Annotated in this window: 11 protein-coding genes and 1 tRNA gene; 5 read left to right on the top strand and 7 right to left on the bottom strand. The window is 74.3% G+C overall.

Annotated features, from left to right (window positions below):
- Position 1: 1 nt before the first annotated feature.
- The 5 genes from ACZ4WZ_RS07670 to ACZ4WZ_RS07650 form a co-directional block, all read right to left on the bottom strand.
- Positions 2–1,249, bottom strand: coding sequence for a hypothetical protein (locus ACZ4WZ_RS07670; protein ID WP_467886401.1), 1,248 nt, complete (start codon positions 1,247–1,249; stop codon positions 2–4).
- 65 nt (positions 1,250–1,314) lie between these two features.
- On the bottom strand, positions 1,315–2,343 hold the full coding sequence (locus ACZ4WZ_RS07665; RefSeq protein WP_467886399.1) for a WxL protein peptidoglycan domain-containing protein: 1,029 nt from the start codon (positions 2,341–2,343) through the stop codon (positions 1,315–1,317).
- Between the two features lie 103 nt (positions 2,344–2,446).
- Positions 2,447–3,742 (bottom strand): hypothetical protein, encoded by a 1,296-nt coding sequence (locus tag ACZ4WZ_RS07660; RefSeq protein WP_467886396.1) that lies wholly within the window; start codon positions 3,740–3,742, stop codon positions 2,447–2,449.
- 213 nt (positions 3,743–3,955) lie between these two features.
- Complete coding sequence (locus ACZ4WZ_RS07655) at positions 3,956–5,332, bottom strand: S8 family peptidase (RefSeq protein ID WP_467886394.1); 1,377 nt, start codon at positions 5,330–5,332, stop codon at positions 3,956–3,958.
- Positions 5,333–5,442: 110 nt separating this feature from the next.
- Positions 5,443–6,144, bottom strand: a complete 702-nt coding sequence (locus ACZ4WZ_RS07650) for a 4'-phosphopantetheinyl transferase family protein (RefSeq protein ID WP_467886391.1) — start codon at positions 6,142–6,144, stop codon at positions 5,443–5,445.
- Between the two features lie 82 nt (positions 6,145–6,226).
- On the opposite strand from ACZ4WZ_RS07650, the gene ACZ4WZ_RS07645 reads away from it, so the two are divergent.
- The gene (locus ACZ4WZ_RS07645) at positions 6,227–7,003 is read left to right on the top strand and encodes an alpha/beta fold hydrolase (protein WP_467886389.1); all 777 of its coding nucleotides are present in this window, start codon (positions 6,227–6,229) and stop codon (positions 7,001–7,003) included.
- Positions 7,004–7,012: 9 nt separating this feature from the next.
- On the opposite strand, the gene ACZ4WZ_RS07640 is transcribed toward ACZ4WZ_RS07645, so the two are convergent.
- On the bottom strand, positions 7,013–7,561 hold the full coding sequence (locus ACZ4WZ_RS07640) for a hypothetical protein (RefSeq protein WP_467886386.1): 549 nt from the start codon (positions 7,559–7,561) through the stop codon (positions 7,013–7,015).
- A gap of 266 nt (positions 7,562–7,827) precedes the next feature.
- Between ACZ4WZ_RS07640 and ACZ4WZ_RS07635 the strand changes: the two genes are divergently transcribed.
- Positions 7,828–8,358, top strand: a complete 531-nt coding sequence (locus ACZ4WZ_RS07635) for a phospholipase (RefSeq protein ID WP_467886384.1) — start codon at positions 7,828–7,830, stop codon at positions 8,356–8,358.
- 642 nt (positions 8,359–9,000) lie between these two features.
- Positions 9,001–9,630 (top strand): hypothetical protein, encoded by a 630-nt coding sequence (locus tag ACZ4WZ_RS07630; protein ID WP_467886383.1) that lies wholly within the window; start codon positions 9,001–9,003, stop codon positions 9,628–9,630.
- A 386-nt stretch (positions 9,631–10,016) separates the two neighbouring features.
- Here ACZ4WZ_RS07630 and ACZ4WZ_RS07625 read toward each other — a convergent pair.
- Positions 10,017–10,092: transfer RNA gene (locus tag ACZ4WZ_RS07625), tRNA-Arg, on the bottom strand.
- Between the two features lie 323 nt (positions 10,093–10,415).
- On the opposite strand from ACZ4WZ_RS07625, the gene ACZ4WZ_RS07620 reads away from it, so the two are divergent.
- On the top strand, positions 10,416–12,038 hold the full coding sequence (locus ACZ4WZ_RS07620; protein ID WP_467886381.1) for a dynamin family protein: 1,623 nt from the start codon (positions 10,416–10,418) through the stop codon (positions 12,036–12,038).
- A gap of 4 nt (positions 12,039–12,042) precedes the next feature.
- Positions 12,043–14,034: a YfjP family GTPase gene (locus ACZ4WZ_RS07615; protein ID WP_467886379.1), complete on the top strand. Its 1,992-nt coding sequence runs from the start codon at positions 12,043–12,045 to the stop codon at positions 14,032–14,034.
- The last annotated feature ends 57 nt before the right edge of the window (positions 14,035–14,091 follow it).

The raw sequence follows: 14,091 nt of genomic DNA, 5'->3' as shown, positions 1-14,091 counted from the left end.
CCTAGCGCCGTGCGCCGGGAGCGACACCCGTGGGAGCCGTCCCTCCGTTCGCCTGAAGGGTGTCCCGGAGGTGCGGCCAGACGTCCGTGGACGCCGTGGCGGACCAGACCGCGTCCCCGTGGCCGTAGCCGGGGACCGTGACGAAGCGGACCCGGGCGTTGCCCGCCGCGCGGATCAGCTCCGCCCCGCGCGGCTCGTCGCCCCGGCCCAGCTCGGTGTTGACCCACACCACCTCGCAGCGGATCCGCTCCCACGCGATCCCGTACGCCTTCCCGTCGCCCGCCCACACCGCCGCCAGGTCCCGCATCAGCGCGGTCGGAACCAGCCCGCTGCCGAGCGCCGAGGTGGCCGCGTGCCAGGTGGCGAGCGGGGTGCGGGTCAGGGTGAAGCGGTCCTCGGCCGGGGTGGCGCCGAACGCGTATTCGCCCGCGGCGTGGCCCTGCCGGTAGATCCAGTTCGCCGGGCCCGGGAGGGCCGCGGTGCGGACCAGGGCGAAGTGGGCCAGGCTCGCGTGCGTGAAGCGCCGGGACGGGTCCGGCGGCCAGGGCGCTCCCGATTCGCCCGAGGGGTCGGACACCGCCCGGGCGACCAGCCCCGCCAGGCCCGGGTCGGCCGCGTGGACACCCCGCACGAGCTGCTCCTCGTACACCTCCCTGGTCCGCGCCGCCCGCTCGGCCAGGTCTCCGGTGTACGGCCCCGTCGTGTCCAGGACCAGGACCCGGCGCAGCCGCTCCGAGGGGTCGTGCGAGGCCGCGTCCAGGGCCAGGGCGGCCCCCGCGGAGTGGCCCGCGTACGCGTACGGCAGGCCCAGTACGGAGTCCAGCGCGGCCACCACGCCCGCCAGGTCCCGGCGGTGCGCGGCGAGCCCGAAGTCCGCGGTGATCTCGTCGGGGCGGGCGGCGTCCTCCCGGGGCGTCACCCCGACCACCAGCAGGCCCTGGCGGCGCAGGTGGTGGGCCAGGCTGTCGCCGCCCGGCGTGAAGAAGTCCGCCGCGAAGTTCAGGCCACCGCCGGGCAGCAGGTACACGATCCCGTGCGGGGCCCGCACCGCGTCCGCGACCACGTCCACCGTGACGGGCGCCGGGCCGCCGTCGTCGAGCGGGAGGGTGAGCCGTATCCAGCCGTCCCCGGGCAGGTAGGCGGCGGTCCCTGTGCCCAGCGCCCGCTCGATCCGGGTGAGCAGGCCCACGCCCCCGACCGGCCGGGCGGCGGACGCGGCGGGACCGGACTCGCTGTGCTCTCGTGCCATCCGTCTTGCCTCCCCGTCGCAGGTGATGGCCGAATGCCGTCACCCCCGGGAGACACCCTCGCCGGTCAGCGGGCCCGCGCCAAGTCCGGTTCGCTCTCCGCTTCTTCCGCGGCCGTGCGGCGGCGCCGGCGCAGCACCGGGAGGGCGACGGCCGCCCCCGCCAGCACCAGGGCGGCGCCCGCCGCCGGCCAGGGGACGGCGAGGAAGTCCGTACCGGCCTCCGGGGCGAGATCGGGGTGGGCGGACGCGCCCGCCCGGACCTTGACGGACACCCGGTCCAGCTGGGGTGAATCCGGCCACGGTTCGGTCAGCTCGATCCGCTGGCCGGGCAGCAGTACGACCTTCCGGTCCCGGGCGGGCCGGTCCAGCAGCCGGCGCCCGAACAGGCCCTCGGCGGACACCGCCACCGTCGGCCCGAGGACCACGTTGCCCCGGTTCACCAGCGTGTACGTGATGGTGGCGCGGGCGTCCTTGACCCACGGCAGCAGCGGGGCGCCCCGGGTGACCCGTACGTCCTCCACGCTCAGCCCCGGCGTCAGCGGCCCGGGCACCCGGAAGTACAGCCGGGCACCCACCTGCCGCTGGACCCCGACCTGCACCCTGCCCTCCTCCCGCACCCCCTCGACCTGCGTGTTCAGCGCGACGATCCCGCCCACGTGGTCACCCGGCACGGCGTCTTCGGGGACTGTGACGGTGAAGGGGATGTCCTTGCGGCCCCGGGGCGGGACGGTCACGGTGGCCGCCGTCTCGGGGGCCAGCGCCACCCAGGCGCCGACGTCCTGGGGCTTCGTCTGCACGGGCAGCAGCGCGAAGGCGCCGCCCGAGGGGGTGTTCACCGCGTCGGTGGCGAAGACCCGGAAGGTCAGCTCCCGGTCGGAGGAGTTCAGGACGGTCACACTGTCGCGGACCGTGGTGCCGGCCGCGCCCTGGTGGAAGAAGTACGCGCGGTCGGTCGCCGACGCACCGGCGGGCGGTGTCGGGAAGACCCCCCAGGTGCCGTTGTCCGCGGCCGTCGCGGGGGCGGCGGGCAGCAGAAGCACCAGCGCACCGCACAGGCCTGGGAGGAGGGAGCGGAGAACGGTGCGCAGGCGCATGGGCGGATCTCCAGTGTCGCGGCGGGGGAAGGCGGGGAAAGGCGGGGGACGCGGGAGGGTGGTGCGGCGCCGGAGCACCGCACCACCCGGCTCGGACCGTCCGTCAGGCGATGGAGAAGGTCACGACGGACCGGTAGGTGTCCGCGAACATGAACGGCGGCAGCTGGATCACCGCCGCGCCGCCCACGGCGAATTCGCCGCCGGTCAGCTCCTCACCGCCGGCCGCCTGGGAGGCGACCTTCATCGGCGTGTCCGAGATCGCGCCCGGGGCGCCGGCCGTGCAGGTGCTCGGGCTGTCCGGGTTGGTCACGGTGCAGGACGGCTGGATGCCGAGCTGGGCCTTCGCCAGCGAGTGGCCCGTCGCCTGGTTCAGGAACGGCGTACGGGTCGCCGTCACGTCCCAGCCGAGGCTGCCGCCGCGGAAGTCCTGGACGGTCGCGGCGTTGAACGCGCCGAACACCGACTGGGCCTTGCCGTTGATGGTCACCGGTCCGAAACTGACGGCCGGCTGGCCGTCCTTCGGGCCGAGGGCCAGCGGACCGGGCAGTACTTCGATGTCCACCGGGTTCTGCACGCCCGCCTGTTCCTCGATGAAGACGAACGGCTTGAACGGGGCTGCCGAGCCGTCGATCCTGATCGTGTCGGCCTTCTTGGTGACGGTGACGGTGCAGGTGGCGGCCCCGGACGCGTCCGCCGTCCCCGTGCCGGTGTCACCCGTCGGCGCACCGGCGAGCAGGGCGGAGCAGGTGACCGGGCCGGCCGGGAAGTTGGCGCCGGTGGCGACGACCGAGGTGCCGGCCTTGCCGCTGTTGGGCGTCAGCCTGGTGGTGACCGGGTCCTTCGGCAGGGCCTCGACGGCGATCGAGGCGACGGGGGCGCTGGGGCGCGGGTCCGGCGTACAGGTCGTCGTGTAGACCGTGCCGCCGAGGTCGGCGTCCGTGACCACCTGGTCGATGGTGATCTGGACCGCGGTGCCCTCCGTGCCGTCAGGGATCTTGACGGTGCCGCTGAACGCGGGCGGGTCGGACTTCTTGCCGGCTTCCTGACGGCTGGGGGTCGCCGGGCTGGTGACCGTCTGCGCGACCCCGCCGACCAGCAGCTTCGCCTTGATGGTGTTGACCGTGTCGATGGTGAACATCGGGATCACCGGCGTCTCGCCGGGATCGATGGTGATCGGTACGGTCTCGCCCGCCTTGGCGGTGTCCGGCACCGTGACCGTGTAGTCCTGGTTGCCGTTGGCACCCGGCTGGGGCGCGGGCGCGACGCACTTCACCGGCACGGGAGTGGTCTTCGTCGCGGCCTGCGCCGGCCCCGTCAGGGCCACGACGCCGCCCGTCAGGGCCAGGGACAGGGCGCCCGCCCCGGCCAGCACTCTTCGTCTGAGCGTTCTCGTACTCACAGGGTCGCGACTCCTTCGTCATGACGAACCCTTCCCCCCACCCGCTGTGCGGGGAAGGCCGAGCCGGTGCGGATGGCCGTCATTGACGCGTCGCGGTGCCGAGAAGTCAATGCCTTGCTTTCGCCCGAAGGGCACAGACATCGATGTCCCATCAGACCGGGTCTGACGGGACATCGGGCAGCGGCCGGTCCGTGACTCCGGTGCGTTTTCCCTTCAGCGTTCCGCGGGGAGGTGCAGGAGCAGGTTCGGGGTCCCGGCGGGCAGGTTCGTCACCTTGTCCCGGACGGCGTCGCGGAGGAGGATCCGGCCGACTTCCTCGGGGGTCCTGGCCCTGCCGTTCGCCAGGAGCAGCGCGGCGGCACCCGCGACGTGCGGGGCGGCCATGGAGGTCCCCGAGGACCGTGCGAGGGCGGTGGGGGAGTCCTTCCAGGCCGAGGTGACGGCCAGCCCCGGCGCCGAGAGGTCCACGCAGCGGCCGTGGTTGGAGAAGGCCGGACGCCGGTCCGCCCCGTCGGTCGCGCCGACCGTGAGCGCCTGCGGGACGGCGGCCGGGGAACCGGCGCAGGCGTCCCTGGCCTCGTTGCCGGCGGCCACGGTGAAGGTGATCCCGGAGGCCACCGCGCGGATGACCGCCGCCTCCATGGAGTGGCTGCGGCTGCCGCCCATGCTCATGTTGGCGACGGCAGGGCCCCGGGCGGGGTTCCGCAGGTGGTCCTTCACCATCCAGTCGAGGCCGCGCAGGATCACCGAAAGGCTCCCGTCGCCCCGGCAGTCGGCGACCTTCACCCCGACCAGGGAGACGCCCTTCGCGACCCCGTACGTCGCGCCGCCGACGGTGGCGGCGACATGTGTGCCGTGGCCGTTGCAGTCCTGGGAGCTCCCCAGGAGCATCCCGCTGTAGCCGTTGCGGGCGCGGCCGCCGAACTCCTGGTGGAGGGTGTTGATCCCGGTGTCGAGCACGTAGACGGTGACGCCCCGGCCCTTGTTGCCGGCGTACGTGTACGAACCGTCGAGCGGCAGCTCGCGCTGGTCGATCCGGTCCAGTGCCCAGGGGGCCGGCCGCTGGGTCTGGGCGGCGGGGGCCTCCGCGGGGGTGGGGTCGGGGGTCGGGTCGGGGAGGGCCGGAGAGGGGGTGGGGAGGGGCTCGGGGACGGCCGGTGCGGTCGGGGGCGCCGGGACCGGGACGGGGACGGCCGGGGGGTGGGGGACGCCGGCCGGGGGTCGGAGAGGGGACGCCGTACCGGAGATCCGGAACGGCGCGTCCGGCTCCACGGCCGCCACCCGGGGATCGGCGGCGAGGACGGCGGCGCGGGCGGCCGTGGTGCGGACCGCGAAACCGTTGAGGGCGGCTTCGTAGACCGCCCCCACCTCGTCCCCCGACCGCGCCGCCTCGGCGGCAAGGGCGCGGGTCGGGGCGCGGGAGGTGGTGTCCTTCAGGGTGACGACGTACGGCGAGGTGGGGGCATCGCCGACCGCGCCGCCGCCGACGACGGTGGCGGCGGGGGCGGGGGCGGGGGCGGGGTGCGGCGGCAGGACGGAGGCCGCCGCCAGGAGGGCGGCGGCCGGGAGCAGCGCGGTCATGGCGGTCATGCGGCCGATGCTCGGCCAGCCCGGGTGGCGCCGCGCGGAGGGTGCGCCGAGTGGCCCTCCGACACGCCACCGAAGGGGCCAATGCCCGGCCCGGGTGGCGCGGCCCCCGCTCAGGTGGCGCGGACGGCGAGGGCGGCGGCGTAGGCGTTCGGGGCGGGGAGGTCGCGCAGGGTCCAGCCCGGGACCGGGGCCGGGGCGGGCCCCGAACCCACGTAGGGCTCGGTCAGGCCGAGGGCGACCCCCATGCCGGTCCCCTTGAGGCAGGCCTCCTTGCGGGCCCACACCCGGGCCAGCGCCGCCTGCCGCTCCGCCTCGGGGAGCGCGTTGATCTCGGCCGACTCCACCGGGTGCAGGCTGCTCAGGACATCGGCCACCGCGCTCGCCGTCGGCAGGCCCTCCACGTCGACGCCCACCGGTACCCCCGCGAAGGCGAAATAGGCCAGGTCGTCGCTGTGGGACAGGGAGAAGCGCACCGCACCCCCGGCCACGGCCGGACGGCCGTGCGGCTGCCCGCAGCCCGGGCAGTCCTCGCGGACCAGTTCGACCTTCTCCGGTGACAGACCGAGGAACCCGCCGAGCAGCACCCGCAGCCCCAGGTGCGAGGCCAGGTAGCTGCGCCGGTCGGCCGGGCGCAGCAGCCGTTCCGCCCGCTCACGTTCGGCCGCGTCGAGCAGCGCCCGCGCCTCGTCGGCCCGGTGACCGCCGATCACCTCGCGCGTGGTGTCCAAGGCCCACACCGCCACGGCGGAGCCCGCCGGGGGTGGGCCCGTCAGGGGGACGGCGCCGTCGAGCTGGTTGACGTACTGACTCATCCGACGAGCGTAGACGAGGCAGTTGGGGCCCTGGTTATCCTCGTGCCCGACTTGCCGAGCACCACTCCAGGGGGAACACACCGTGCACAATGCCGTCGTGACGCCGGAAGGCGACCGGATCCGCTGGGTCGAACTGCCGGGAGAGGAGGCCCCCCGCGTCTACCTGCACGGGCTCGGCTCCACCTCCCCCGCCTACTTCGCCGCCAGCGTCGTGCACCCGCTGCTGGCCGGGCGGCGCTCGCTGCTTCTCGACCTGCTGGGGCACGGCCACAGCGACCGGCCCGAGGCGTTCTCGTACACCCTGGAGGCACACGCCGACGCGGTGGCGCAGGCCCTGACCGCGGCCGGCGCCGAGGGCGCCGAGGTGATCGCCCACAGCATGGGCGGAGCGGTGGCCATCGTGCTGGCCGCCCGGCACCCCCACCTGGTCTCCCGCCTGGTCCTGGTCGACGCCAACCTGGACCCGGTCCCGCCCCGCCCGGCCACGGCCGGCAGCAGCGGTATCGCCTCCTACACGGAGGAGGAGTTCCTGGCCGGCGGCTGGGCGGAGGTCCGCGACCGGGTCAGCGCGCACTGGTGGTCGACCATGCGGCTGGCCGGCCGTACCGCCCTGTACCGCAGCGCCGTGAACCTGGCCGCGGGCACCACGCCCACCATGCGGGAGCTGCTGCTGGAGCTGAAGATCCCGCGAGGTTTCCTCTTCCCGGAGGAGGACGGAACGCTCGCCGGGACCGACGCCCTGGAGGCGGCCGGCGTCACCGTGGTGGCCGTACCGGACAGCGGGCACAACATCATGCTCGACAACCCGGAGGGCTTCGTGCGGGCCACGGCGGCCGTCCTCGCGCGGAACGCGGTCTGAGCCGTCCCGTTACCCGGCGGGGGACCCCGCGGGTATGCCGCCGGGGGTGACGGCGGGGGCGCCGTTCGGGCTGGCGCCCGGTATGCGCGCTCCCGGGGAGGGCGTCCCGTCGGTCCAGGCGTAGACCTCACGGCCGCGCACCGAGACCTGGTACTGGTAGCGGTCCCGGCACTCGGGGCGTTCCTCGCCCCGGGTGCCGCCAGGCCACCAACGGGCGTCCAGACGGGGGCCGCCGGGCTTCTTCCGCGCCGCGGCGGCGCACTGCGGGCCGTCGAGCGGCGTCTTGCCGAGGGTGAACCGGATCAGCCGGGCGCCGTCGCCGCGCGCGCGGATCCGTATGTCGGTGGCGTCCCGCGGTATCCAACTGGGCAGGACGAACGCCCGGTCGCCCCGCTTCGGCGCGTCGGCGGCGCTGGCGTAGCGCTTGCCCTTCTCCCGCAGGACCTGCTTCTCCAGGGCGTCGGTGACCGGGTTGGGCGGCAGGTTGGGCAGCGCGAAGGCGGCCAGTGCGAGGACTCCCGCGACGGCGGCGGCGATGACGAGCGGACGGCGGTTCATACCCATAAGTGTTCGCGTCGGGGCCCGTTCGCGCGTCCCTCCCCGGTATCGATTTCGGATCTGCCGCAGGGCGGATACGGAGTCATACCTGAGAAGGGCGTGGCCCACGCACCGCTCGCCGACACGTACGCCTCCGCGTCGCGTTATAGGGGCGGTAGGGACCGGGGATATGGCCTGCTCCGAGGGTGGAACCCGTCGCCGCACCGGGAGTTGACCGGGCGGCCCCGTCGCCCGCTCGCCCCGCCGCCCCCACTCGGAGGATTGCCATGCGTCGCCGTCTCGTCCCCCTGCTCGCTGTCGCGTCCGCAGGCCTGCTGGCCCTCGCCACCCCGGCCTCCGCGGTCCCGGCGGACAAGCCGCAGATCCTGAGCGGCTGGACGCAGACGAGCGTCTCCAGCTACAACGCCTGGGTCGCGGCGCGCGCCAACCAGGGCAGTTGGGCCGCGTACGCCTTCGACTGGTCGACGGACTACTGCTCCTCGTCCCCCGACAACCCCTTCGGCTTCCCCTTCCAGACGGCCTGCGCCCGCCACGACTTCGGCTACCGCAACTACAAGGCGGCCGGCACGTTCCCGGCCAACAAGCCCCGGCTGGACGACGCCTTCTACGCCGACCTGAAGCGGGTCTGCTCTCAGTACTCGGGCGTCAAGAAGGGCTCCTGCGACAGCACGGCCTGGACGTACTACCAGGCGGTCAAGGCCTTCGGCGTCTCCCCCCAGGACGCCCCCGCCGACTCGGCCCCCTCCGACTCGACACAGACCGAGCCGACCCTGACCGAGCCGGCCCCGGCCTCCTGACCCCCCGCGCCCCCCCCGCGCCGGGCGAAGCCCCTGACACCGTCCCGCCCGAACGAACCCCCGTCGGGCGGGACGGCCCGGATGGAGCAGGCGCCTTCCAAGCACGTGGCCGCAGGGTCGAGTCCTGCCGGGGGCACTCTTTCTCCACCACCCTCAAGCCCTCCCTCGCGGAGGGCTTTCTCAGGTATCGCCAACGGCTGGCCCTTCAGATGACGGCTCTCGTGGACCTCGCCGTCGTCTCTCCACTGACTGCCGACCTCCGGCTCGGCCGTGTGAGCGAGAAGCTCCCCCAGCCGGCCTCCGGGAGCGTCGCGTCGGTAACACGGAGGGCTACGGCCTCCTCCGGGCGGAGGCCTGCGTAGTAGAGCGTGGCGAAGAAGGCGCGGAGCCGGTATCCGGTACGGGGACGGCCCAAGTACCGGGTGATTCCCAAGCCCATGGCGCGGGTTCGACGGACCACCCGTAGCGGCCCTCTGCCGGAGCCCACGGGCCCGCGCCGACGGCCCGTGAGTAGAACACGGCCTGCCGGAGGGTCCAAGTCCGTCCCCTCGCCGAGACAGGACCACCACAGCACGGGCCTTCCTGCGTCACAGACAGATCACAACGCCCACGCAGCCACCCGAGCCCCGCCAACATGGCTCGATGCGCACACACCGCACCATCACCCTCCTGGCTGCCGCGAGCGTCCTCACCCTCACCGCGTGCGACCCGCAGGTCGCCGACAGCGGGAAGCCCGCAACGCCCAGCGCCCCGGCTACCACCCCGGCGGCGTCCGGCCCGGCCCCCTCAGCCAAAACAGCCACGCTGCCCGACCTCGTCGGCAAGGGCCTCCAGACAGCCCAGGACGAAGCGCAGCGGGCCGGCTTCTTCGTCCTCTCGTCGCACGACGCCCTCGGCCGCGAGCGGCTCCAGGCTCTCGACCGGAACTGGAAGGTGTGCAGCCAGACCCCAGGGCCGGCTGCGGGCCTCGACACCAAGACCGCTGTGGACTTCGGCGCGGTCAAGCTCGAAGAAACCTGTCCCGCCACGGACGCGCCCGCCCCGAAGCCCGCGGGCGACGTCATGCCGAACTTCGTCGGCCAGGGCATGAAGGCCGTCCGCTCCGCGCTCCCGTCCAATGCGAGCATCACCGTGAAGGACGCGGTGCAGAGCCGCGTGGTCCTCCAGGAGTCGAACTGGAAGGTCTGCACGCAGGACCCGAAGGCCGGCGCCGCGCTCACCGGCCAGCCCCTGACCTTCACCGTCGCCAAGACCGAGGAGCCCTGCCCCTAGCTCTTCGTACTGGCTGTCTGGGCTCCCACGCTCATCCCTCACCCCCGGCTCCGGGGAAGGGAATGAACGCTAGCCGTAGCGCTGACAACGCCGGTGGGAGAGGACAGGAGAGCGGGCACACCGGACCGGTGCGCAAAGGACGGCGTCGATACCCCGCGCCGGGCGCGTCGTCCCCGTTCCGCGTCACGAGCGGGGCGGCAGCCCGACGGCTGCCTCAAACGGGTGGAAAGCAGCCAAGACCTTCCGAAGGTAGCGACGTGAGGCCCGGTTCTCGCCACGACGGCCGCACTCGGCCCAGGTGCGAGGGGGGAGGGTTCCGATCCTCCGGATGGTCGGATGCACGCCGTCCGACCTGCGGAAGCATCGCCGAGGTGGCGATGCTTCGGTGGTGCCCCCGGCAGGACTCGAACCTGCGGCCAAGCGCTTAGAAGGCGCCTGCTCTATCCACTGAGCTACGGGGGCCGGAAGGTGACCGTGTTGGCCTGGAGCCCCCTGGTGGGGGTGGGACTGCGGTCCGTGCCGGGTCAAGGATAGGGCTCCGGTCGCCTTGTCCCGGTTGCTTCACCCGCGTGCCACGTTGTGGAGGTTCGGTGAAGCGGTCCCGATAATCGCAGGCAGGTGCGATTCGCGCATCGCTTTTACGCCGCGTCGGCCTGGGTGTTGTGCACTCGTTATGCCTGCGTCCCACTCGTCCGCGGTGTCCATGATGTCCCTCTGGAGTCGCGGTCGGCGCGCAGAGGGCGTATAAGCTTCAAAAATGGTCCCAAATTGGGCATTCTTCGCATGTGGTGACCTTGGATGTTCGGCCTCAGCTGCTCGATGCCCTGTCCGCCCTGCGCGACCGGGTCGCGTCCGTGCGTCTGCCGCTGCCCCTGCCCGGCGCCCCACGCGCCCGCCAGACCAGAGCCGAGCTGCTCGCGCAGCTCGACGACTACCTCGTCCCCCGGCTGAAGTCGCCCGAGGCGCCGCTCCTCGCCGTCATCGGCGGTTCCACCGGGGCCGGTAAGTCCACCCTCGTCAACTCCCTCGTCGGCCGGCAGGTCAGCGAAGCCGGAGTGCTGCGCCCCACCACCCGCACGCCGGTGCTCGTCTGCCACCCGGACGACCACCACTGGTTCGCCGGGATGCGGATCCTCCCCGACCTCATGCGCGTCTGGGCGCCCCAGTCGGACGAGGAGCTGGTCCCCGCCTCCAGGAAGAAGCCCGAGCGCGCACCGGGGCACCCCGCCTCGACCCGCGAGCTGCGGATCGAGACCGTCTCCACCCTGCCGCGAGGCCTCGCCGTCCTCGACGCCCCCGACATCGACTCCCTCGTCGTCGAGAACCGGACCCTCGCCGCCGAGCTGATCTGCGCCGCCGACGTCTGGGTCATGGTCACCACCGCCTCGCGGTACGCCGACGCCGTCCCCTGGCACCTGCTGCGCACCGCCAAGCAGTACAACGCCACCCTGGTCACCGTCCTCGACCGGGTCCCGCACCAGGTGCTCGCCGAGGTCTCGCGCCAGTACGGGGCGCTGCTCACCCGGGCCGGGCTGGGCGACGTGCCCCGGTTCACGGTGCCGGAGCTGCCCGAGTCGACCGGTGGCGGCGGGCTGCTGCCGGCCAGTGCCGTCGCCCCGCTGCTCGCCTGGCTCACCCATCACGTCCACGACCCCGCCGCCCGCCAGTACGCCGTCGGCCGGACCGCCCTCGGCGCGCTCGACTCCCTCAAGCGCCGCATGCCGGAGCTGGCCTCCGCCGTCGCCGCCCAGCACGCCGCCGCCGTCCGGCTCACCACCGCCGTCGAGGACGCGTACCGGCAGGAGGGCAAGCGGGTCCGCAACCGCCTCGACAAGGGCGCCGTCCTCGCCGGTGACGCCCTCACCCGGTGGCGCGGCTACCCCCTCGACACCAGTGCCGACGAACTCCTCGACTCCCTCGCGGAATCCCTCGCCGCCCTGCTCCAGTGCGCCGTCGCCGCCGCCGACGAGCGGATCGCCGAGGTCTGGCGGCGCGAGCCGGCCTCCGGGGCGGTGCCGCTGCCCGGCCCCGACCGGGAGGCGGCGGAACGTATCGGCATGGCCGTACGCCGCTGGCGGCGCGTGCTGGAGGAGCTCGCCGAGGAGGAGGTCGCCAAGCTCGACAAGCAGCCCGCGCCCGACCCCGACGGGGTCGCCGCCCTCCTCGTCGCCGCCCTCCTCGGCGGCAAACGGGCCCGGCCGGCGGGGGAGAAGCTCGCCGAGCGGATCGGCGTACAGGCCGCCGTACGCCTGCGCGACCGGGGCGGCGAACTGGTCGGCGACCACCTCGACCAGGTCCTGCGCGCCGAGCGGGACCGCAGGCTCGCCCCCCTCCAGGCACTCGAAGTCACCCCCGAACCACAGGCCGAGCTGATCGCCGCGCTGTCCGTACTGCAGAAGGAGAGGTGACGCGGTGACCGCCGTGACCGACCGCGACCACGCCGGTGACCGGTGGGACGACGGGTTCATCGCACGCTCGCGCCCCCGGAACTCCCGGAAGGGAGGCCTGCGCGGCTCCGGTCCCCAGGCCGGTGACGCCCTCATCGACGACGCCCTCCTCGACGCCGCGCTCCTCGCCAACGACCTCGACGAGGACGAGGACGAGGACGACGGGGGCGCGGACGGAGGGCGCGCCAGGCACGCCGATGGCGATCGCGACGGCCACGGGGACGAGGCGCTCGTACGGGCCGTCTCCGGCGCCGGCAGCGACGGGGGCAAGGCACCCTCGCCCCCGCTCAGCCCCGAGGCCCAGGCCCTGCGGACGCGCCTGGACGCCCTGCGCCAGCTGGTCGGACTGTCCCGGACCCGCCTCGACGGCAAGACCCTCGCCGAGGCCGGCCGGGTGCTGGACGAGGCGGCCGCGCGCCGGGGCCTGTCCCCGCAGCACACGGTCGTCGCCATCGCCGGAGCCACCGGAAGCGGCAAGTCCACGCTCTTCAATTCACTCGCCGGAGTGCAGATCTCCGAAACCGGACTGCGCCGGCCGACCACCGCCGCGCCCATCGCCTGCAGCTGGTCCGACGGCGCCGCGGGCCTGCTCGACCGGCTGGAGATCCCGGGGCGGCTGCGCCGCCGCCCCCGCGAGACCTCGGAGGCCGGGGCGCTGCGCGGCCTGGTCCTCGTCGACCTGCCCGACCTGGACTCGGCGGTCGGCGCGCACCGGGAGCACGTCGACCGGGTGCTGGCGCTGGTCGACGCCGTGGTGTGGGTGGTGGACCCGGAGAAGTACGCGGATGCCGTCCTGCACGAGCGGTACCTGCGGCCGCTGGCCGGGCACGCCGAAGTGACCTTCGTCGTGCTGAACCAGGTGGACCGGCTGCCCGGCGAAGCCGCCGACCTCGTCCTGGACGACCTGCGGCGGCTGCTGGACGACGACGGCATCGCCCTCGGCGAGCACGGTGAGCCCGGGGCCACCGTGCTCGGACTGTCCGCCCTGACGGGTGAAGGGGTCGGGGAACTCCGCGAGCTCCTCGGACAGTTCACCCAGGAGAGGGGCGCCGCGACCCGCCGGATCTGCGCCGATGTGGACCGGGCCGCCGTACGCCTGCGGCCGCTGTACGTGGCGGACGGGCACTCCGGACCCTCCGGGCCCGAGATCGGCGAGGCGGCGCGCGCCGAGTTCGAGGACCGGCTCGCCGAGGCGGTCGGGGCGTACGCGGCCGGTCTCGCCGCCGAGCGGGCCTGGCGGCGCAACGCCGGCAAGGCCTGCGGCACGCCCTGGCTGCGGCTGTGGCGCTGGTACGAGAGCAGGCGCGCCCCGCGCTCGCTCGCGTCCCTGGCCGTCATGTCGGCGAAGGGCCGCACCCCCGGCGCGTCCGCCGCCGGGCCCCCCGAGGAGGAGGTGACCGCCCGCCAGCGGGTGGAACAGGCGGTGCGCACCGTCGCGGACGAGGCGGTCGTCGGGCTGCCCGACCCCTGGGCGCAGGCCGTACGGGAGACCGCGGTACGCGGCGCCGAGCGGCTTCCGGAGGCCCTGGACGAGCTGGCGGTGACCCTGGGCGCGGCCGTCGCGGTACCCGGCGCCAAGCCGCCGAGGCCCGCGTGGTGGCCCGTCGCGGTGCTGGCGCAGGCGGCCATGACGCTGGTGCAGATCTTCGGCGGACTGTGGCTGGTCGGGCAGATCGTCGGGGTCCTGGAGCCGAAGCTGCTGCCGCCCGTGCTGTTCATGGTGGCGGGCATCGTCGGCGGGCCACTGGTGGAGTGGGCCTGCTCGATCGCCGCCCGGGGGCCGGCGCGCAGGTACGGCCAGGACGCGGAACGGCGGCTGCGGCAGGCGGCGGCCGGCTGCGGCCGGGCCCGGGTGCTGGAACCGGTGGCGGCGGAGCTGCTGCGCTACCGCGAGGTGCGCGAGCAGTACGCGACGGTTGCCGCAGGGGGGACGAAGTTGTCCACAACACGCCAGTAATCCACAGGCCGGAGCGGGGGAGCGGGGCCCGCGGCCAGCATGGTCGTACCTCGTGCG

It is taken from the genome of Streptomyces sp. NPDC029122 (genome assembly GCF_055569445.1).
This window is presented reverse-complemented; position numbering and strand designations above follow the sequence as displayed.

Excerpts from the sequence above, each read along its gene's own strand:
- ACZ4WZ_RS07650 (WP_467886391.1), bottom strand. The coding sequence starts at position 6,144 with ATGAGTCAGTACGTCAACCAGCTCGACGGCGCCGTCCCCCTGACGGGC.
- ACZ4WZ_RS07670 (WP_467886401.1), bottom strand. The coding sequence starts at position 1,249 with ATGGCACGAGAGCACAGCGAGTCCGGTCCCGCCGCGTCCGCCGCCCGG.
- ACZ4WZ_RS07635 (WP_467886384.1), top strand. The coding sequence starts at position 7,828 with ATGCGTCGCCGTCTCGTCCCCCTGCTCGCTGTCGCGTCCGCAGGCCTG.
- ACZ4WZ_RS07655 (WP_467886394.1), bottom strand. The coding sequence starts at position 5,332 with ATGACCGCCATGACCGCGCTGCTCCCGGCCGCCGCCCTCCTGGCGGCG.
- ACZ4WZ_RS07640 (WP_467886386.1), bottom strand. The coding sequence starts at position 7,561 with ATGAACCGCCGTCCGCTCGTCATCGCCGCCGCCGTCGCGGGAGTCCTC.
- ACZ4WZ_RS07665 (WP_467886399.1), bottom strand. The coding sequence starts at position 2,343 with ATGCGCCTGCGCACCGTTCTCCGCTCCCTCCTCCCAGGCCTGTGCGGT.
- ACZ4WZ_RS07630 (WP_467886383.1), top strand. The coding sequence starts at position 9,001 with ATGCGCACACACCGCACCATCACCCTCCTGGCTGCCGCGAGCGTCCTC.